This is a genomic window from Burkholderia sp. LK4, assembly GCF_001043615.1.
Taxonomy (GTDB): Bacteria; Pseudomonadota; Gammaproteobacteria; order Burkholderiales; family Burkholderiaceae; genus Burkholderia; species Burkholderia cepacia.
In genome coordinates this window covers 61,484-81,119 of the sequence record NZ_LDUL01000026.1, presented here as the reverse complement: position 1 = coordinate 81,119, position 19,636 = coordinate 61,484, and the positions used below count along the sequence as shown (strand labels likewise).

At 67.6% G+C, this 19,636-nt stretch carries 18 protein-coding genes; 7 read left to right on the top strand and 11 right to left on the bottom strand.

All coding sequences use genetic code 11. The features are described from left to right. Nucleotides 1-3: 3 nt before the first annotated feature. Complete coding sequence (locus tag VK92_RS13725; RefSeq protein ID WP_048023828.1) at nucleotides 4-645, bottom strand: CGNR zinc finger domain-containing protein; 642 nt, start codon at nucleotides 643-645, stop codon at nucleotides 4-6. A 253-nt stretch (nucleotides 646-898) separates the two neighbouring features. On the opposite strand from VK92_RS13725, the gene VK92_RS13720 reads away from it, so the two are divergent. Next, the gene (locus tag VK92_RS13720) at nucleotides 899-1,282 is read left to right on the top strand and encodes a VOC family protein (protein WP_021159659.1); all 384 of its coding nucleotides are present in this window, start codon (nucleotides 899-901) and stop codon (nucleotides 1,280-1,282) included. Between the two features lie 189 nt (nucleotides 1,283-1,471). On the opposite strand, the gene VK92_RS13715 is transcribed toward VK92_RS13720, so the two are convergent. Beyond that, entirely contained in the window at nucleotides 1,472-2,320 is an 849-nt protein-coding gene (locus VK92_RS13715; protein WP_048023827.1) for an ureidoglycolate lyase, read from the bottom strand. 665 nt (nucleotides 2,321-2,985) lie between these two features. Here VK92_RS13715 and VK92_RS13705 point away from each other — a divergent pair. After that, complete coding sequence (locus VK92_RS13705; protein ID WP_048023825.1) at nucleotides 2,986-3,807, top strand: IclR family transcriptional regulator; 822 nt, start codon at nucleotides 2,986-2,988, stop codon at nucleotides 3,805-3,807. Nucleotides 3,808-4,015: 208 nt separating this feature from the next. After that, nucleotides 4,016-4,567 carry a hypothetical protein gene (locus VK92_RS13700; protein ID WP_042975149.1) on the top strand — a complete coding sequence of 184 codons (552 nt, stop codon included), beginning with the start codon at nucleotides 4,016-4,018 and terminating at the stop codon, nucleotides 4,565-4,567. A 658-nt stretch (nucleotides 4,568-5,225) separates the two neighbouring features. On the opposite strand, the gene VK92_RS13695 is transcribed toward VK92_RS13700, so the two are convergent. The 5 genes from VK92_RS13695 to VK92_RS13675 all read right to left on the bottom strand — a co-directional run bounded on the left by VK92_RS13695 (nucleotide 5,226) and on the right by VK92_RS13675 (nucleotide 10,982). Then, a complete protein-coding gene (locus tag VK92_RS13695) occupies nucleotides 5,226-7,583 on the bottom strand; it encodes a GNAT family N-acetyltransferase (protein WP_048023823.1) in 2,358 nt (785 codons plus the stop codon). A gap of 601 nt (nucleotides 7,584-8,184) precedes the next feature. Beyond that, nucleotides 8,185-8,484 (bottom strand): H-NS histone family protein, encoded by a 300-nt coding sequence (locus VK92_RS13690; RefSeq protein ID WP_021159650.1) that lies wholly within the window; start codon nucleotides 8,482-8,484, stop codon nucleotides 8,185-8,187. 103 nt (nucleotides 8,485-8,587) lie between these two features. After that, nucleotides 8,588-8,860 (bottom strand): hypothetical protein, encoded by a 273-nt coding sequence (locus VK92_RS13685; RefSeq protein ID WP_048023821.1) that lies wholly within the window; start codon nucleotides 8,858-8,860, stop codon nucleotides 8,588-8,590. Between the two features lie 61 nt (nucleotides 8,861-8,921). Continuing rightward, the gene (locus VK92_RS13680) at nucleotides 8,922-9,449 is read right to left on the bottom strand and encodes a BON domain-containing protein (protein WP_048023818.1); all 528 of its coding nucleotides are present in this window, start codon (nucleotides 9,447-9,449) and stop codon (nucleotides 8,922-8,924) included. Nucleotides 9,450-9,503: 54 nt separating this feature from the next. Continuing rightward, nucleotides 9,504-10,982 carry a sigma-54 interaction domain-containing protein gene (locus VK92_RS13675; protein WP_048023816.1) on the bottom strand — a complete coding sequence of 493 codons (1,479 nt, stop codon included), beginning with the start codon at nucleotides 10,980-10,982 and terminating at the stop codon, nucleotides 9,504-9,506. A gap of 326 nt (nucleotides 10,983-11,308) precedes the next feature. Here VK92_RS13675 and VK92_RS13670 point away from each other — a divergent pair, with 326 nt between their 5' ends. After that, complete coding sequence (locus tag VK92_RS13670) at nucleotides 11,309-12,712, top strand: GntP family permease (protein ID WP_048023815.1); 1,404 nt, start codon at nucleotides 11,309-11,311, stop codon at nucleotides 12,710-12,712. Between the two features lie 256 nt (nucleotides 12,713-12,968). Further along, nucleotides 12,969-13,232: a DUF4148 domain-containing protein gene (locus VK92_RS13665; protein WP_021159643.1), complete on the top strand. Its 264-nt coding sequence runs from the start codon at nucleotides 12,969-12,971 to the stop codon at nucleotides 13,230-13,232. Between the two features lie 77 nt (nucleotides 13,233-13,309). Here the strand turns inward: VK92_RS13665 and VK92_RS13660 are convergent, their stop codons facing one another. From VK92_RS13660 to VK92_RS13645, 4 genes are all read right to left on the bottom strand, one after another. Then, on the bottom strand, nucleotides 13,310-13,675 hold the full coding sequence (locus VK92_RS13660; RefSeq protein ID WP_042975155.1) for a 5-carboxymethyl-2-hydroxymuconate Delta-isomerase: 366 nt from the start codon (nucleotides 13,673-13,675) through the stop codon (nucleotides 13,310-13,312). 73 nt (nucleotides 13,676-13,748) lie between these two features. After that, nucleotides 13,749-15,347: a thioredoxin family protein gene (locus tag VK92_RS13655; RefSeq protein WP_048023814.1), complete on the bottom strand. Its 1,599-nt coding sequence runs from the start codon at nucleotides 15,345-15,347 to the stop codon at nucleotides 13,749-13,751. Then, nucleotides 15,344-15,628 (bottom strand): hypothetical protein, encoded by a 285-nt coding sequence (locus VK92_RS41735; protein WP_124468723.1) that lies wholly within the window; start codon nucleotides 15,626-15,628, stop codon nucleotides 15,344-15,346. The genes VK92_RS13655 and VK92_RS41735 overlap by 4 nt, the downstream gene beginning before the upstream one ends. A 13-nt stretch (nucleotides 15,629-15,641) precedes the next feature. Then, on the bottom strand, nucleotides 15,642-16,142 hold the full coding sequence (locus tag VK92_RS13645) for a GNAT family N-acetyltransferase (protein WP_048023811.1): 501 nt from the start codon (nucleotides 16,140-16,142) through the stop codon (nucleotides 15,642-15,644). Nucleotides 16,143-16,735: 593 nt separating this feature from the next. Here VK92_RS13645 and VK92_RS13640 point away from each other — a divergent pair. Together VK92_RS13640 and VK92_RS13635 are read left to right on the top strand one after the other, a co-directional pair. Continuing rightward, nucleotides 16,736-19,069: a phosphocholine-specific phospholipase C gene (locus VK92_RS13640; RefSeq protein ID WP_048023810.1), complete on the top strand. Its 2,334-nt coding sequence runs from the start codon at nucleotides 16,736-16,738 to the stop codon at nucleotides 19,067-19,069. Between the two features lie 279 nt (nucleotides 19,070-19,348). Then, nucleotides 19,349-19,618 (top strand): hypothetical protein, encoded by a 270-nt coding sequence (locus tag VK92_RS13635; RefSeq protein ID WP_011353737.1) that lies wholly within the window; start codon nucleotides 19,349-19,351, stop codon nucleotides 19,616-19,618. Nucleotides 19,619-19,636 lie beyond the last annotated feature (18 nt).

Here is a 19,636-nt window from a genome sequence, read left to right as displayed (position 1 = left end):
ACGTCAGTCGACCTTGTGATAGTGGCGATACGCCTTCGCGCGATTGCCGCACGACGACATCGAACACCAGCGGCGGCTGCCGTTCTTGCTGTCGTCGATGAACAGCCACTGGCAGGCGTCGTTCGCGCAACGCTTGACCTTCGCGAGCCGCGCTCCGCCAAGCAGGTCGATCGCCGACCACAGTACCGGGCTCAGCAGCGCCTCGAGCGTGGCGCCCGCGCCGCCGATCCGCCACGCATAGGCGCCGTCGATGCGCGCCAGCGCAACGCGCGGCGCCGCTTCCACCAGGAAGCCGCCGAGCAGCGCCAGATCGTCGGCGTGCGGCTCGCGCTGCTCGGCCTGCGCATGAAACAACCGATAAAGCGCCTCGCGCAGTGCGAGCGCGCGCGCGAGCATCGCCGGCTCGTCATCCTTGCCCCGCACCCGACACGCGTCGGCCAGGCCGGCCGGTACGCCCGCCTGCTCGCGGCACCACGTCAACAGGTCGTCCAGCGTCCCGAAGGTCTCCGTCGGCGTGTCGGCGCCGCGCCAATACAGCGTATTCGCGAAATCGATGCTCAGCGTTTCCGGCAGCGCCGGAATCAGGCAGTCCGTCGTAACGGAAGGTTGCGTTTTGCTCATGACGCGATCGTATCTAACCAGCATGCCGGTTGACAAGCATCCGGACGCTTTCTAACATAACCGGCATGGTGGTTAAAAACCGGTTGGCCGCACTGCGCCCTTTCAGTTCAAGGAGACACAGATGATCGATCGCCTTTTCTTCAGCGTTATCCACAACGACCGCAGCCGGGTGTTCGACGACAGCGCACCCGGCGCGCTCCGCTACAAGCGGCTGGCATGGTGCTTGTAGGCAGGTTTGCCGTACTGATGTCCCCTCTTCAGTTCAAGGAGCCCACAGATGATCGATCACCTTTCCTTCGGCGTCGCCCACATCGGCCGCAGCCGGACGTTCTACGACAGCACGCTCGGCGCGCTCGGCTACAAGCGGCTGTATAGCGACGACGGCTCGATCGGGTACGGCGAGACCGAGCCGGTGCTGTGGCTGCAGCATGCGGCTCGCCCCATCGCCGCCGATCCCGACTCCGGGCTGCACCTGTCGTTCAAGGCCGCGTCGCCCGTCGAGGTCGACGCGTTCTACCGCGCCGCGCTCGAGCACGGCGGCCAGGACAACGGCGGGCCCGGCAAGCGCGAGCACTACGGCCCCGGCTATTACGCGGCGTTCGTCGTCGATCCCGACGGATATCGGCTCGAAGCCCATTGCGAGCTGGACAACGTCGTCTGATCCGGTTCGCACCGACGCGGGTGAACGACAAGGGCCCGATTCCGCCTCGCGCGGAATCGGGCCCTTGTCCTTGTTTTTGCTGCATCGAGGTTCGGTCGCGACGCTCGCCGCAGGCAAGCACGCCGATGCCGGGCGGCGCGACCGGCTCGCGGCTGATTGCCCCGCGATCCGCCCGCACCGGGCACGCGCTTACTGCGCGTTGCGCGTGCTCTGCAACTGCTCGCCGAGCCCGTCGATCCCGAGGCGTACCTTCTGGCCGGCCTTCAGGAACACCGGCGACGGCTTGATGCCCATCCCGACGCCCGGCGGCGTGCCCGTCGTGATCACGTCGCCCGGCTGCAGCGTCATGCAGCTCGACAGATAGGCGATCAGCTGCGCGACGGTGAACACCATCGTGCGCGTGTTGCCGTTCTGATAACGGTGGCCGTCGACTTCGAGCCACAGGTCGAGACGCTGCGGATCGGGCACCTCGTCACGCGTGACGACCCACGGACCGATCGGGCCGAACGTGTCGAAGCCCTTGCCTTTGTCCCACTGGCCGCCGCGCTCGATCTGCCATTCGCGCTCCGACACGTCGTTGACGACGCAGTAGCCCGCGACGTAATCGAGCGCGCGCGCTTCGTCGACGTCCTTGCAGGTCGCACCGATCACGACGCCCAGCTCGACTTCCCAGTCCGTCTTGACCGAACCCTTCGGGATGTCGATGCCGTCGTTCGGGCCGCAGATCGAGCTCGTCCACTTGCCGAACACGACGGGCTCCTTCGGCACCGGCATGCCGGCTTCGGCCGCGTGATCGGCGTAGTTCAGGCCGATGCCGATGAACTTGCCGACGTGGCCGACGCACGCGCCGATGCGCGGCTCGCCCGACACGAGCGGCAGCGTGGCCGGATCGATTGCACGCAGACGCGCGAGACCCGCGTCGGACAGCACATCGCCGGACAGATCCGGCACATGCGCCGACAGGTCGCGAATCCGGCCGTCCGCGTCGAGAATACCGGGCTTTTCCTGGCCGGACGGGCCATAGCGAAGCAGTTTCATCGTGCTCAACCTCTGTTGTCGAATGGGACAGGATACCGGCGAACGCGGCCCTTCGCGGCCACGTGCCGGACTGATTGTCGATCGTCGATTGCGCGCGTCGGCGCCGCATCCGGCATGCCGTTCGACGCGCGAGGGTCGCGCGGGCGCAGCGATCGTGGCGCCACACGGAAGTATGGCGCGCATCGAACGGGCGGCCGCCGGTCTGCGCATCGGCGACGACGGCCCGGCACCCGCGCCATGGCCCGGCCCGTACCGGCCGGCGTCACGCGCGGCCGCACCGTCGCTGGCCCGCCAGTCTTTGTACCATCGGCCGCGCGCGATGAAATGACGCGCGACGGATACCGACTATTGGTGCCCCCGCGGGCGCTGCGGCGCAGCATCGCGGACGGCGCCGCCGCCCGAGTTCCTTTCGAATACCTTGAACCGGTGCCACCTGTCATGAATACCGGGTATTCGGGGCTTCCCTGTCATCCTGAAAACGAATTGATCCGTTCTTGTCAGGTAACGATCGGTAAAAAGACGCTGCATTGCACACTAATTGTTTGTTGTTAAGCTCGAACGGATGGCGTGCGTCGCCACACGCGAGCCCGACACAGGCGAAGTGCAGAATCGGTCAGCGTGCGTCGCCAATCGATCGACAGTCATCCCCCAACCTCACACCGACAATGCAAACAACCAACGACCTGCTTCCCGGCTGCGACGCACGGGAATCGATGGGCGCAATCGACCGTTATCGCGCACCCGCGCTCGACAAGGGTCTCGACATCCTCGAACTCCTGTCGGAGCAGAAAGAAGGCCTCACCCGCACCGAAATCACGAAGGAACTCGGCCGCAACGCGAGCGAGATCTACCGGATGCTCGAACGCCTCGTCGCGCGCCGCTACGTGATGCGCTCGACCGGCGGCGACCGCTATACGCTCAGCCTCAAGCTGTTCTCGCTCGCGCACCGGCATCCGCCGATGAGCCGGCTGATCGCCGAGGCGCTGCCGCCGATGCAGCGCTTCGCCGATTCCTCCGAACAATCGTGCCACCTGTCCGTCTACGATCGCGGCAACCTGCTCGTGATCGCGCAAGTCGACGGGCCCGGCCCGTGGGGGGTGTCGGTCCGGCTCGGCTCGCGCATCGGGCTCGCCGATACGGCATCGGGGCGGGTCATGCTGTCGTTCCAGGGCGCCGAGCAGCGCGCGCACATGCTCGCGGAGCACCGCAAGGTCAAGGGCGAAGCGCCGCTGAACGAGCAGGAACTCGCGTACGCGTGCCAGTCCATCCGGCAGGCCGGCTACCTGCGCCAGGACAGCCGCCAGGCATACGGCGTGACCGACCTGACCGCGCCGATCCTCGGGCCGTCCGGGCATGCGATCGCGGTGCTGACCTGCCCGTACATGCGCCGGATCGATGCGCACATGGCGCCGTCGGTCGACGCGGTCGTCGAAGGGTTGCGCGAAACGGCCGCCCATCTGTCGATGTGCCGCACCGAAACCTGCTGACATAGCTGAGCCTGCCGACACGCAGGCTCGGCGGAACGCACCGGGTACGGCGCGATCGCGCCGATCCCGGCCGCCCGCGATCACGCCGGTGCGAAGCGCGAAGCGCGAGGCGCGACGGACGGTGCCATATCGTGCGTCCACGGCGCTACGCTAAAATAGCGGCCCTCTCAAAAACTACGGCGGCCGGTTGTCGCGGCCGTCGTGTCCGATGGATGTCATGGCCAAACTTCTGAACGATCAAGAATTCCAGCGTTTCTCCGAACTTCAGCAGAAGCAGGCAAGCTTCACGATCACGCCCGAGGAGGCGGACGAACTGCGCGATATCGTCGCGCGCGCGCAGAAGAAGCGCGACGATCGTGCCGCCGCGATGCAGGCGATCGAGAACTACATCGAGCAGTTCGACATCACGCCCGACGAGCTCTTCTCGCCCGAGCAGATCGGCGACGCGGCCCGCACCTACGGGCTCATCACGGCGACCAAGAAGGAACGCACGCTGCCGCCGACGATCACGTTCAACGGCAAGCCGTACCAATGGACCAAGACGCTTCCGGACGACGTGCGCGGCGCGCTGTTCGAAGCATTCACGTCCGGCGAATCGGTCAAGCGCTTCATCGCGATGCCGAAGGACATCGCGCGCTGCGCGCTGACGATCGCCCGCCTCGAGCGCGAAACCGGCGCCGTCTATGCCGATCCGCACCTCGAGGAACTCGCGATTTCGCGTGACCAGGTGAACGACGCGGCGGCGAAACTCGCTGCCTGAATGTAAGCGCGGGCACGGTTCATGCGTGCCCGCGCCCTGCATGACGCCGACCTTGGCCGGCGTTGCGCTTGCGCTAGCCGTGCGTCCGGACACTCCCGAAAAGTCTCACCTTGGCGTCCCGCAAGCGCTCACCCACCCCTCCCGAAAAAGCTCACCAAGGCTCCCGGAAACCCTCACCGAAGCCTCCCGGATGTGCTCACCGACACGTCCCGCAGCCCCTCACCGATGCGCCCCGGAAAGGCTCACCGACACCTCCCGCAGGTACTCACCGGCCACTCCCGGGAAGGCTCACCGAATGCTCCCGTATCGGCTCACCTCGACCATCCCGGAGAAGCTCACCGGCGGCTCCCGAAAAATCTCACCTTTTGGGCAGGCTCGAATTTTCGAGGCTGAAATACGGCGGCAAATACGTGTGGGTACCTCGCGGAAAACTGCGCTGCGGGACCGATATCGCGGTAAACGAAACGCGTCTCGCGATGCCTGCCGGATGCGCGTCGTTGTTTCCATCGCGAACAGGCAGCGACACGTTCGCCGTCGTTTCGCTCGCGAGACCGGTTCGAATGCCCGGCATTCGTGACCGGAAACATCCGCAACGTGCCGGGAAGCCGGGGACATCGACGGCATATGGCGTCCGTACGCGCCGAACCGCCGACGGACGCTACGGCTGCAGCTTCATCCTGAAGCCGACGACGCCCGGCTCCTCCGTCGTCGACACGGCGAAACCGCACGACTTCGCAAGCGCGATCATCGCCGAGTTCTCGCGCAGCGCCTCGCCGATCATCCATGCGGTTCCGCGCGAACGCGCGTAGTCGATGATCCGGTTCATCATCAGCCGGCCAAGCCCCTTGCCCTTCTGGTCGGGTCGTACCGCGATCGCGAACTCCGCCGTCTCGTTGTCGGGATCGGCCACCGCGCGCGCCACCGCGAGCGTGTGGTCGCGCCCGGACACGTCGGTGAACGACACGATGAAGGCCATCTCACGGTCGTAATCGATCTGCGTCATGCGCGCCACCTGCGAATGATCGAAGCTGCGCACCGCACCGAAGAATCGCATCCGCAGATCGTCCGGCGTCATCGCGCCGAGCAGCTCGTTGTGCGCGGCCTCGTCTTCCGGACGGATCGGGCGGATCGTCACGGTCTCGCCGCGCCACTCGAGCGTCTGTTCGAGGTGGCGCGGATACGGCATGATCGCGAGCCGGCTGCGGCCCGTGGCCAGCGTGATACGCGGTGCGATCACTTGAGCACGGTCGGACAGCACGCGCAGCGTGACCGACATCGCAACGACTTCACGCACGTCGCAGACGACCTGCGACAGCGCCGTCAATGCGTCGAGCGTCGGCTCGACGGGTGTGCGGCGTGCATACGGCGAGCGCTCCATCACCGCGCGGGCGAGCACGGTGTTCAGCGGCGGCAGGCCATAGACGACGAACGGCGCCGATACGCCGTCCGCGGGCGGCACGGCATAGCGAAACACCGGGCCGAAGTTCGCATCGTCGTACATGTCGACCGTGACATCGACGACTTTCGTGCCGGCCGGCTCGGCGGCCTGCTCGCCCTGCAGGCCGAAACGGGACAGCCAGCCCAGCGCGGCTTCGCCGGTCAGCTCATGCTCGCCGGCTTCAACCATCCGGCGCGCGTCGGCCTGTGCGGATGCAACGCACTCGGCCGGCTGCAGCGGCGTGCCCTCGGGCGTTTGCATCAGCAGTTGCCGCCCGAGGTTGTAGTCGACGAGACGCGCATACGCGCGTGCGAGCCGCTGCGGCGTGGTGTGCACGGGAATGCCGTTCGCATGCAATGCATCGCGCGTCGCCGCGTCGACCGCGCCGAAGAAACACGCGAGGATGCCGCGATGCGCGTGCTGCCGCGCTTCGATCAGCGTGTGCGCAACCGCATCGGCCGGCGCGCTGTGGGAAGTCGAATGGACGACGAACAGCGTGCCCGTTTGCGGGAACGGCGCGAGCGCCTTGACCGCCGCGGCAAAATGCTCGGGCCGCGCATCGTCGCCCAGCGTCAGCGGATTGCCGGGCGACGCGAGATGCGGCAGCGCGGCCGAGACGGCCGACGTGGCGGCGGGCGGCCAGGCGGCCAGTACGTCGCGCACGTCGGACACCGCGTCGACCGCGAGTTTCGCGACCCCCGCATCGCTCGTCACGAGCGTGGCCGCGCCGCGCGCCGTGACGCGGCCGACGCCGAGCGTCTCGATCTCGTCGAGCAGATCGTCGAGCGCATCGACCCGCACCATCCCCGCACGCTGGAACGCCGCCGTATAGAGCGCGTCGCCGGGATCGGCACGCCCGGTGCGCAATGCGAGCACCGGCTTGTTGCGCGCGGCCGCGCGGGCGGCAGACATGAACTTGCGCGCCGCGCGCACGGTATCGAGTTCGAGCAGGATCGCGCGCGTGCCGGGGTCGCTCGCGAGATAGTCAAGCACGTCGCCCGCATCGACGTCGGACTCGCCGCCGAGCGCGACGACATGCGAAAACCCGAGGCCCCGTGCGTCGGCCCAGCCGAGCACCGCGTTCGTCAGCGCGTTCGATTGCGACACCCACGCGACACCGCCCGATCGCGCCGTATAGGCCGGTGCGCCGAAATGGGCATGCCGTGCGGGCGACAGCACGCCGAGGCTGCCCGGCCCGACGATACGGAGCACGAACGGCTTCGCCGCCTTCAGTGTGCGATCGAGCGCGGCGCGATCGGCATCCGTGCGCGCCTCGCCGACGATCACCGCCACGCGCGTGCCGAGCTCGCCGAGCTTGCGCACGATGCCGGCCCAGGTCGCGGGCGGCGTGCAAATCACGGCCACCGACGGCGGTGCGGGCAACCGGTCGACATCGGCAACGACCGCATGCCCGTGCAGGTCACGATACTTCGGATTGACGGGCCACACGGGCCCCTGGAACGCGCCGTCGAGCACGCGCGACCACACCATCGCGCCGATACTGCCCGCGCGCGACGACGCGCCGACGACCGCAACGGACTTGGGCTGGAACAACGCATCGAGATGGCGAACGGTCACATCGGCTCCCTGCGGTAACGAAAGACGACCGATCGGCATGCGGCACGGACAGGCCGTACACCGATCGACGCGAACCCCAAGCATAGGCGAAGCGCATGCGGCTGCCTATATGCCGGACGGCCGACTATTCGACAGACGTCAACGCACGCACCATGGGCCTGTGACACGGGCACGAAAGCCGTCGCCGCACGCCGGGCGTCCACATTCGCTCGACGCGGGCGGCGTTCGCATTCGGCGCGCCGCTGTGTCCGCTTCGTCAAAGGTGAGGATTTACAGGAGCTATGGTGAGTAAATTCGGGAATTGCACGGCGCGACGCGCAAACACGCGAAAGGTGATCGGAATTCGCGGCGCGCGTGCACCGCGAGAATGGCGCGGGCCAATGCGGATATGCCGTGAAATTGCGGCGCTGTTTACCGAAAATCGCCGCGATATGCAGCCGAATCGCAGCGAATTCGCAAAACGAGATCCGTTAATTGCGCGGCATCGCAGTTCAATACGCCGTCGGGAATCGCGCCGGAATGCACAAAAACAAAACGGTGCGACGGCCGCATGGCCGTTCGCACCGTCGGTCGGCACGCGAAAGGTGAGAATTTTCGGGAGTCAGTCCTTGATCAGGAAACGCGCGCGATTCTTGCCGAGCCACGTCGGCGAGCGTCCACGGCCACTCCACGTTTCACCCGTCTTCGGGTTCAGGTACTTCGGCGGCGACGTACGCTTCGGCTTCGCGGCGGCAGCGGCCGTCCCTGCCGCACGGAACCCGAGCTCTTCCGGCGTAATGTCGTATTCCTCGATTTTCGCGCGGATATCGGCAATCGCATCGGCAATCGCCTTTTCGCGTTCCTTGTCGATCTTTTGCTGAAGCCGTTCGAGCTGCGCGGTCAGTTGCCTGTAGGTCGCCATATGGATGGGACTCCGTGAGTGTTATTCGTGAAAAATAGGTGACTCTCAGCAAACAGAAAAGCGCTTCGCCCGATCGTGGTCTCCTCAGCCGGTTATCTCGAGGTCAATAACCGCTCTTTTTCTTGCACGCGAAGAGAAGATTTCGCGTGGCGTCATCGCTCGATTGCTGAAGCACTTCGAAATCCCCGTTGCAGATCGCCCGGGCGTTGTCCGTGCAATTGCTCCAGTCGCTGCCGGTGCATTGCACCTGGGTAGTCGGACGCCCGTCCGAAGTGAACAGCGGCGCGCTGCCGCCACACCCGCCGAGCCCGGCAACCAGACCCAGCACAACGGCCGCCCGAGGCCACCGACAGACCGACGCAAGCATGTGTTTCATTGTTCTTCCCGTCAACCTTTTTTTGAATGTCGCGAGTATGCCATGCGCGGCCCTTTCTCCGTCAGTCCGGCGTGCGCCCGGGTTGCCCTCGCGCCTTGTACGGCAAGCGCTTGCGCGGATCGTCGGTGATGCGAACGAACACCTGCTCGACGTCCGGAATCGCCTCGAGCTCACGTTGCAATGCCTGCCGGTCGAACGCCGTATCGGCACATCCTTCGACGTAGATGAAACGCCGCTGCACCGTGATCCACAGGCTCGTGCCATGCAGTCGATCGGAGCCGGCGAAGTGCGCCTTCACGGCGTCGGCGATCGGTGCGTCATACATGTAGGAGTTCGGCTTCGTGCAGCGGTGCGCGAGCCAGCACGTGGTGCCGCGTTCGGCACGGTAATGCGCGTCGTCCGTCATCTCGGCCCGGGTCATCCACGGGCCGAGCGGCAACGGGCATTCGGCTACGTCCCGCGACAGCGCGATGAACGGATCGTTGTACCAGTTGCGCCGTGCCTCGGGGGCGTCGGCGTCGCCAGACTGCGCGAGCGCGGCGCTCGCCAGCAACAGCGCCAGCCATCCTGCGATGCCGATCCGTTTCATCGTGATCTCCTGTTCGATGCCGCACGTCCGGCCGCATCGGCCTTGCCGATCGGCCTACCGGTCGATGCCCAGCGCCGCCAGCTTCTTGTACAGCGTCGCGCGGCCGATCCCGATGCGCGCGGCCGCTTCCACCACCTTGCCGTCGCAAGCCGCGAGCGCATCGGTCAGGAACTGGCGCTCCCACGCCGCCAATGCATCGGCATACGACGCTGCCGGCGCAGCCCGCACGTCGCCCGCGCGCCGCTCGACCGTCTGCACAGCCACCGGCTGCGCCGGTACTGCACCGTCCGTCGATACACGCACCGGCCCAAGGAACGGCGCGAGCGCACGCGCATCGATCACCGACCGGTCCGACAGCATCAGCGCGCGCTCGAGCGTATTGCGCAACTCGCGCACGTTGCCCGGCCACGGATACGCACACAGCATCCGCAGCGCATCGTCGGTCAGCTCGCAATGGGCCGCGCGCCCGTGTTGCGCGGCCAGTTCCTCGAGGGTTGCGTAGACGAGCGCCGCGATGTCGGAGGCGCGCTCGCGCAGCGGCGGCGCGTGGATCGTCAGCACGTTCAGGCGGTAATAGAGATCCGCGCGAAAACGCCCGGCCGCGACCAGCGCCGGCAGGTCGGCGCTCGTGGCCGCGATGATCCGGACGTCCGCGCGCACGATCCGGTTCGAGCCAACCGGCTCGAACTCCTTGTCCTGCAGCACGCGCAGCAGCTTGCCCTGCAGCGGCAGCGGCATGTCGCCGATCTCGTCGAGAAACAGCGTCCCGCGATCAGCCAGCTCGAACTTGCCGACGCGCCCCTTGCGGTCGGCGCCCGTGTAAGCACCGGGCGCGGCGCCGAAGAATTCGGTTTCGAGCAGCGTGTCGGGAATCGCGGCAACGTTGACGGTCACGAGCGGCTGGAGTGCGCGCGCCGACGCCGCGTGGATCGCATGCGCGAGCAGTTCCTTGCCGGTGCCCGTCTCGCCGAGCAGCAGCACCGGCGAATCGACCTGCGCGGCGCGGCGCGCCTGGCGCTTGGTTTCGAGACTCGCCGCACTCGTGCCGACGAAACTCGCGAACGTGTATTTCGCGCGGCGCGCCTGCGCGAGCGAACGCTGCGTCGCGATCAGTTGCTGCTGAAGCTGCGCGTAGCGGGAAAAGATCGGCGTGAGCGTCTTCAACTGGTCGAACAGCGCGAAGCCGATCGCGCCGACCGTCTCGCCGGCCTCGTTCTTCAGCGGCAGGCGCGTGACGACGAGCGGCTCGCGGCCCGTCTCCATGATGTCGAGCAGGATCGGCTGGCCGGTCGACACGACCTCGCGCATCAGGCTGTTCGGGATCACGGCCTCGCAGTCGAGGCCGACGGCCTGCTGCGGATCGGCGAAACCGAAGCGCGCCGCATACCGCTCGTTCATCCACACGACGCGTGCATCGCGATCGACGACCACCGTGCCCGCGCTCGAATCCTCGAAGGTCCGGAACAGCGACTCGGCGGCGCGCCGCAGCACGTCGCCGTAGTTGACGGGCAGGCGGGCCCAGTCGTTCATCATCGTGTCTTCGTCTCCGTGTATCGTCGACCGGCTGTCTCCGGAACGAGACGGATTATCTCACTCCGGAGACACGCTGCAATACGTTGTCGGGTAAAGCCCTGCACGATGTCGAGGCTTGGCCGGATAGCCAAAACGTCTCCAGATGGAGACGTTTTATGTAGAATCGTCAGACAACGACCGGCGCGGGCCCGCCGGTCCCCGGCGGACCCATGTCCGGCGGCGCTATCCGGCCGATGGCACGAAACCTGCACGAACCTGAGCTGGTCCGCGGCGCATCGCGCGATCGAACAACAACCAAAGCCATTCCAAGCTTTTAGGAGACTCCCTTGTCTTTCGTGATCGTCCTCGCCGCGCTGGCGTTCCTGATGTTCGCCGCGTATCGCGGCTACAGCGTGATCCTGTTCGCGCCGATCGCCGCGCTCGGCGCGGTGCTCCTGACCGAACCCGCCGCCGTCGCACCGGTCTTCTCCGGCATCTTCATGGAGAAGATGGTCGGTTTCGTCAAACTGTATTTCCCGGTGTTCATGCTCGGCGCGGTGTTCGGCAAGGTGATCGAACTCTCCGGGTTCTCCGAGTCGATCGTCCACGCGGCGATCCGCTACATCGGCCGCTCACGCGCGAATGCGGTGATCGTCGCGGTGTGCGCACTGCTCACCTATGGCGGCGTGTCGCTGTTCGTCGTGGTGTTCGCGGTCTATCCGTTCGCGGCCGAACTCTATCGCCAGAGCAACATCCCGAAACGGCTGATGCCCGGCGCGATCGCGCTCGGCGCGTTCTCGTTCACGATGGATTCGCTGCCCGGCACGCCACAGATCCAGAACATCATCCCGACCACGTTCTTCAAGACGACCGCCTGGGCCGCGCCCGCGCTCGGCACGATCGGCTCGCTGTTCATCATCGTCGTCGGCCTCACGTATCTCGAATGGCGCCGCCGTTCGGCGATGGCAAAGGGTGAAGGCTACGGCACGTCGCTCGTCAACGAACCGGAACGCGTCGAGGCGAAGTCGCTGCCGAATCCCGCGCTTGCGATCCTGCCGCTGATCCTCGTCGGCGTGTCGAACTTCGCATTCACGAAGCTGATTCCGCAGTGGTACGGCGCCGCATCGTACACGGTCGCGCCGGAAGTGCTGCCCGGCGTGCACGCGCCGGTCACGACGTCGATCAAGACCGTCGTCGCGATCTGGTCGGTCGAGGCTGCGCTGCTGCTCGGCATCGTGCTGGTCGTGCTGACCGCGTTCAAACGCGTCAGCGGGCGCTTCGCGGACGGCTCGAAGGCCGCCGTCGCCGGTGCACTGCTCGCCGCGATGAACACCGCGTCGGAGTACGGCTTCGGCGGCGTGATCGCGGCGCTGCCGGGCTTCCTCGTCGTCAGCGATGCCCTGAAGAGCATCCCGAACCCGCTCGTCAACGCGGCCGTGTCGGTCAGCTCGCTCGCCGGCATCACGGGCTCGGCGTCGGGCGGCATGAGCATCGCGCTCGCCGCGATGTCGGACCTGTTCGTCAAGGGCGCGCAAGCCGCCAATATCCCGCTGGACGTGCTGCACCGGGTCGTCGCGATGGCGAGCGGCGGCATGGACACGCTGCCGCACAACGGCGCGGTGATCACGCTGCTCGCGGTCACGGGCCTCACGCACCGCGAGTCGTATCGCGACATCTTCGCGGTCACGATCATCAAGACGCTCGCGGTGTTCTTCGTGATCGCCGTGTACTACACGACGGGCCTCGTGTAATACCCCCGCATGCGGCGGCCCGTCTCCGGGCCGCTGCCCGCCGGCCGCCGGCCACGTCGCGGCGGCCGGCTTCTCCCCCGCTCCTCCCCTTTTTGCCGGGCACCGTCCAGGGGCGCGCGCCGGCCGCTCATTGTTGTCTTCCGGAGAACACTACGTTGGGCGCAGCGGCATTTTTCGCGCGTCAGGCGAGGCCTACACTGCTTTCGACGGTCACCGTACGTGATCGGCGCCGTCGAAAACCTGGAGGTATCCGCTCATGAACCCGCTGCTCCGCACACTCGCCCTCGCCGCCGCATTCGCCGCTCCCGTCGCCGCGCAGGCGCAAGCCACCCAGCCGCTCACGCGCGCCGAAGTGCATTCCGAAGTGGTTGCACTGAGAAAAGCCGGCTTCCAGCCGAGCGACTGGTTCTACCCTGCCAGCATCCAGGCCGCCGAAGCGAAGATCGCCCGGCAGCAAGGTGCGCCGCGGGCCGCGGGCGCCGGCTACGGCAATCGCGGCGCGTCCGCCACGGGCCAATAGTCCGGTTTCAAGCCAGCGGGCTGCGCTCGCGTCAGCGCCGCGTTCCCGCCGCGTGCAGCGCGCACCGCGCTGCACGGTCAGCGCGGCTCGATGCCCGCTTTCGCGTAGGACTCGCGTTCCAGTTCCAGTATTTCCGCGGACAGTTGCAGGTGCATGCCGGGCGGCGCGACGACGTGCCGCTTCAGTTCCGCCAGCACCCGCTCCGAGAATTCCCGCTTGACGTCAGTCGGCCGGCCGCTCAGCACCGCGAGCTTCGCGTGGACGAACGCGCGAGGCGCCGGCGACGTGCCGACCGCAAATGTATCGAGCCGCAGCGCGCGGCTCTTGATATCGCGCTCGTCGAAATGGCCGGACGCGGCAAGCGCAACATTGAGCGCGCGCAGTGTCGCGCCGGCGTCGAACCCGTCGAGGTTCGCGGAATATTCGAGCGTCAGGTGGGGCATGGGGTCGGTGGCCTCGTCGGTATCGGGAAATACGCCGGCCGGCATCCCGAAAGCCCACGCAGTGCTACCGGATCTATGCCTTGACCGGCTGGATCAGGCGCTCGCAGGCGCTTGCCTGCGGATCGCCGGCGGGCAGTTTCCCACAGATGCCGTCGAACTGCTTCGCGATCGATCTGACCGATGCGTCGTGCGCACCGCTGCCACGCCAGCGGTTCAACTGCGTGACGACCTTGGTCAACGCGCGCAGGTTCGCGCCGTAGAACGCGTCCCGCGTCTTGTCGGCCTGCGCGAGCACGCTCGCGGCGATCCCTTCGATGCGCGCCGAATCGTCCGGCGCCAGTTCGACCGCGTTCGCAAAATAGGTCGCGCCCCAGCGCAGCTTCGTCGCCGGCCCGCTCGCCGCATCGTATGCCTTGCGGTACCAGTCGAGCGCCGCGGCCTTGTCGCCGCGCGCCTTCGCATTCGCGGCCAGCCCGGACATGAAGTAGTAAGGCGTGGACGAGCGCGGCAACTCGGCCTTCAGCAAGGCATCCGACTCGTCGTACAGCCCCGCGTCGGTCAACGTGTCCGCGCCTTCGCTGACGAGTGCCTGCCGCTCGTATGCGTTCGCGGCGCCCTGCACCGACGCCAGGATCTGTTTGCGCGCCGTGTCGGCCAGCGCCGGCACAGCGAGCTGTGCGCCCTTGCGGGCATCGCCGCGCGCGAGCAGCACGCGGCCGTGCAGCGCCATCAGCCGGTCGATCGACGACAGCGTGGTGTCGGTCGACAGGCGCGCAAGCGCCGTGTCGTACGCGCCGCGCAATTTCGCGCGCTGCGCGTCGCCGCCACCGAGATACGCGACCACACGCGCGGGCGCGGCGACCAGCACGTCCGAATCGGCCCGCGACAAGGCGGGGTCCTGCAGCACCGCGCGCAGCGAATCGGCCAGCGCCGACTTGTCCAGCGCGCCGGCCTGCGCGGGATCGTCGGACGCCGCGACCACGGCCGACTTCAGCGCGAAGCGCGCCGATTCGGCCTTCGCGCCGGCCGCCCGCGCGCGTTGCGCGAGCGACTGCAGCGTCTCGGCCACGCGATCGGCCGGCACCGGCAGCGCGCCGTCGGTATCCCACGAATAGTCGGCCAGCAGGCGCCATTCGTCCGGCGTCAGCGACGCACCGTTCTTCAGCGCGGTCGCGAGCGTCTGCCGCACCGGATGCGCGGCCGTCATCCCGAGCGACAGCGCCTGCATGTAGCGGTCGAGATCGGCTTCGCCCGGCAGCCGCGTCACTTCGGTGCCGTCGGGACGGAACAGGATCATCGTCGGGTAGCCGTGCACCTTGAAGCGCTCGCCGAGCTTCTGCGCGCTTTCGGTATCGCCGTCGAGATACACGGGCACGAAGAACGACGAGCGGGTCTTGAATGCCTGCTGGCTGAAGATCGTCGATTTCACCTGGTTGCACGACGGGCACCACACCGCGCCCCAGTAGAGCAGCAGCGGCTTGCCGGTGCGCTTCGCCAACGCGAAAGCGGCGTCGACGTCGCCGTGCTGCCACGCGATGCCGGGCGGCAGGTGCGCGCCGTCGGGCGATGCGCTCGCGACCGGCGTGCCCGTGGGCGCGGCGGCGGCAAACGCCGCACCCGCGGCGGCAGCGAGCAGGCAGGCGGCAGTCAGATTCCGGAGAGCGGTTTTCATCGAAGCGGGTCCGTTGAAAAAGAAGGTTGCGGAAACGAGTGGCGCGCCAGGCGACGACGGGAAGCGACGACCTGAAGCGACGCCCATGCAGCGAGATTCATGAAGCGATGAAGCGCACCGGCGTGCGGCGTGGCGCAAGCCGGCGTGCGCCGACGCAAGCCGCGCGCATCGATGCGGCGACCGCCAACGCCGCCCGAAGCGGCCGGCAAATCCTTCAACGATACGATCCGCGCAGCCGGCGGGAAACGAACGAATTCTTGAATGAATATGACGCGCGGCATCGTCGCCGCGCGTTCACTCTCGGCCCTTGATCCGCGCCATGTGATACACGGACATGTGCACGCCGTCGCGCAACGCGTAGCCCGGCGATTCGCCCTCGATCCGGAAGCCGTGCTTCTCGTAGAGCGCGATCGCCGCGCGGTTGTCGGTGAACACGGTCAGCTCGAGGCGCGTGAGGTTCAGCCAGTTTTCCGCGAGATCGATCGCGGCCGCGAGCAGCCGGCTGCCGATGCCGTGCCCGTGCCGGGTCGCGTCGACCATCATGCCGAGCCCTGCCGCATGGCGCCGACGCGGATTCGGTTCGAACTCGAGGCCGAGATGGCCGACCACCGCGCCGTCGATTTCGGCGACGAGGCTCGCGCCGCGCTCGTGCGCGTTGGCGAGCCGTTTCTGCCATTTTTCGAGCGATGGAAACGGATACTGCAGCGTATACATGTACACCGCGGGGTGCGCGGCGATCTGCCGGATCGCGTCGACGTCGTGCGTCTCGCTGTGCCGGATCTTGATGTCGGTCATGGGTGGGCCGGTTCCGAAAAGTCGCGCCCGCGGCGCGGGCTGCGCACATGCGCAGCAACGGATCGAGCTTATCCGATTTCACGCATTTGAAACATCGGCGTCATGCGATGCCGTTGCACCCGCAACGACCGGCGCTCAAGCCACGCCTCCACGCGCAGGGAAAATCTGACCGGCCCGGCGACCGGAAACCGGTAATTCCTTACCCGCTTCCGTCACGTATCGCTTCCCGATGTTTCCCCATGCTTCCCGATCGATCGTTGCGCACGCAACGTCACGCGCGCGACACGCGATGTCATGCCTTCATCACGTCGACGTCACGTCGGCTCCCTAGACTGGGCGCCGCCCAATCCGGCACGTACCCGGCCGGTGCATGCCGACGTCCTGGCCCGCGCATCACGAGCGCGCGTCGCGCAGGATCGCGGCACCGGCCCAGGCATCCGCGCGACACCACGGATCGTGCGCGATGCGCGCACTTCCGCCACGCGCGGCCGCCGCACTCGCCCTCCATGCCGCTCGCATCGCCCCGGCGGGCGACGCACGGGCACCGCCAGACGAAGTCACGAACGCTCCCATCATCACAGGACCCGAACGCCATGACGTCACGCCGCACATTCCTCCAGCAGACCGCCACTTCCGGCCTCGCCGCTGCCGCGCTCGCCGCGTTTCCGCCGAGCATCCGCCGCGCGCTCGCGATTCCCGCGTTTCACGAAACGGGGACCATCCAGGACGTCAAGCACGTCGTGCTGCTGATGATGGAGAACCGCGCATTCGACAGCTACTTCGGCACATTCAAGGGTGTGCGCGGCTACGGCGACCGCTTTGCGGTGCCGTCGCCGAACGGCCGCAACGTGTTCTACCAGACGTACACGAAGCCGACGCCCGCCGCCACCGTCACGCCGTATCACCTCGACGCGAGCCAGGGCAACGCCCAGCGCGCGGGCGGCACGCCGCACACGTGGGCCGATGCGCAGGCCGCCTGGGACCATGGCCGGATGAACCGCTGGCCCGACGCGAAGACGCCGCTGTCGATGGGCTACTACGACGCGGCGGAAGTCCCGTTCCAGCGCGCGCTCGCCGATGCGTTCACGCTGTGCGACCACTATCACTGCGGGATGCACACGGGCACGATCGCGAACCGCCTGTTCTACTGGAGCGGCACCAACGGCCCGAACGGCATCAGCCCGGCCGACGGCAGCCGCGTGAAGATCGCCGCGCTGAACAACCAGTTCAACGGCGGCAACGACATCGGCCCGTCGAGCCAGGGCTGGACCTGGACCACCTACGCCGACCGGCTGCAGCAGGCCGGCGTGAACTGGAAGGTCTACCAGAGCCTGATCGACAACTTCGGCTGCAACGAGATGATGAGCTTCCGCCACTGGCGCGCGGCGATCGAGCAGATGCCGCCCGCGCGCCGGCCCGCCTACGTCGCGTCGACGGACATCACGCAGCCGGTGACGGCGGCCGGCGCGTTCTACGATCCGGCGATCGACGATCCGCTGAGCCCGCTCGCGAAGGGGTTCGGCAACACGATGCCGTACGGCTTCCTCGAATCATTCCGCGACGACATCCGCAACGGCAAGCTGCCCGAGGTGTCGTGGATCATCCCGCCGTCCGTGTACAGCGAACACCCGGGGCCGTCGAGCCCCGCGCAGGGCGGCTGGTACGTGCAGGCGGTGCTCGATGCGCTGACGGCGAACCCGGAGGTGTGGAGCAAGACGGTGCTGCTGGTCAACTACGACGAGAACGACGGCTTCTTCGACCACATGCCGTCGCCGGCCGTGCCGTCGCGCAACGCCGACGGCACGCTCGCGGGCGGGCATACGCTGCGGGACGCCGACGTCACGGTCGAGTACCACGACTTCACGCCGGCGACGTCGAGCCAGCCGGCGATCGACGGCCGCCCGTACGGCCCGGGCCCGCGCGTGCCGATGTGGGTCGTGTCGCCGTGGAGCCGCGGCGGCTGGGTCAACTCGCAGGTGTTCGACCATACGTCGACGTTGCTCTTCCTCGAAAAGCGCTTCGGCGTCGCAGAGCCGCAGATCAGCGCGTACCGCCGCGCGGTGTGCGGCGACCTGACGAGCGCGTTCAACTTCCGCTCGCCGAACAACGAACCGCTGCCGACGCTCGCGGGCCACACGACGAAAAGCCAGGTCGACGCGCTGAGCGCCGCGCAGCAGGCCGCGCCGAAGATCGTGCCGCCGGCCGCGCCGTTGCTGCCGGCGCAGGCGACCGGCGTGCGCCCGTCGCGCGCGCTGCCTTACGAACTGCATGCGAGCGCGCGTGCCGACGCCGGCAACGGCACGCTCACGCTGAAGTTCGCGAATACGGGCCGCGCCGCCGCCGTGTTCCACGTCTATGACAAGCTGCACCTCGACCGCCTGCCGCGGCGCTACGTCGTCGAACCGGGCAAGACGCTGCACGGCGACTGGGCGGCGCGCGCCGACGACGGCGGCAAATATGACCTGTGGGTGCTGGGCCCGAACGGCTATCACCGCCGCTTCACCGGCGACCTGAGCCGCCTGGCCGGTGCTCGCGCGCCCCATCCGGAAGTCCGCGTCGGCTACGCGGGCGCGAGCGGCAACCTCCACCTGCGGCTGCGCAACCACGGCGGCGGCACGGTGCGCTTCACCGTGAAGTCGAACCAGGTCTACGGGCCGCTCCCGGGCCGCGGCGCACACGACGGTCGCGGCCATGGCATCGAGGACGGCAACGGCCAGGGTCGCGGCACCGGTACCACGTGGACGGTCACGGTGCGCGCCGGCGACCAGGCCGAACTGGACTGGAAGCTCGACTCGACCGGCCACTGGTACGACTTCATCGTCACCGCGGACAGCGACCCGGGTTTCTCGCGCCGCGTCGCCGGCCGCGTGGAAACCGGCCGCCACTCGGTCAGCGACCCGGCGATGGGGCTCGCCGACCGCTTCTGATGCTGCCGCGGCGACACGCGTTGCGCCACGTTGCGCCGCGTGTCGCCGCCCGCGCGGGCCCGGCCGCGAACGACGCTCGGGCGCCGGCCGCGGCCGACCCCGATCCGGCGCAAACGCCCGCCCCGCGCGGCTCAAACATCAGAAGGATCGGTGGTTCAGCCCTCATTTCAGCGCGCGAAAATGCTCCGACTTGCGGCCCGTTCGCGTTAAACTGCGTGAGGCTGTATTCAACAAAGACATCTTCGCCACTACGGCATCCACGATACGAGGATAGGTTCGATGCGCACTACCGGCTCATCCGGGGCAATGACCCTGCTCACCGAACACGACCCGGCCGACGGCCGCGAACTGCGCTCGCTCCGGCTCGAGGCAACCGGCGACGGCAAAAGCGTGCTGCTGATCGAGATCGACGAACGCAAGCCCGGCATCCATCGCGAAGTCCGTTACGAGATCACGCCGGCCGAACTGATCGCGGCGATCCGCTCGCACGGCGCCGAGCTGCCCGGCGAAAACCACGGCGCCGCGTCGCTCGCCCGCACCTCCTCCTGATTCCGAACGGTGAGCCGC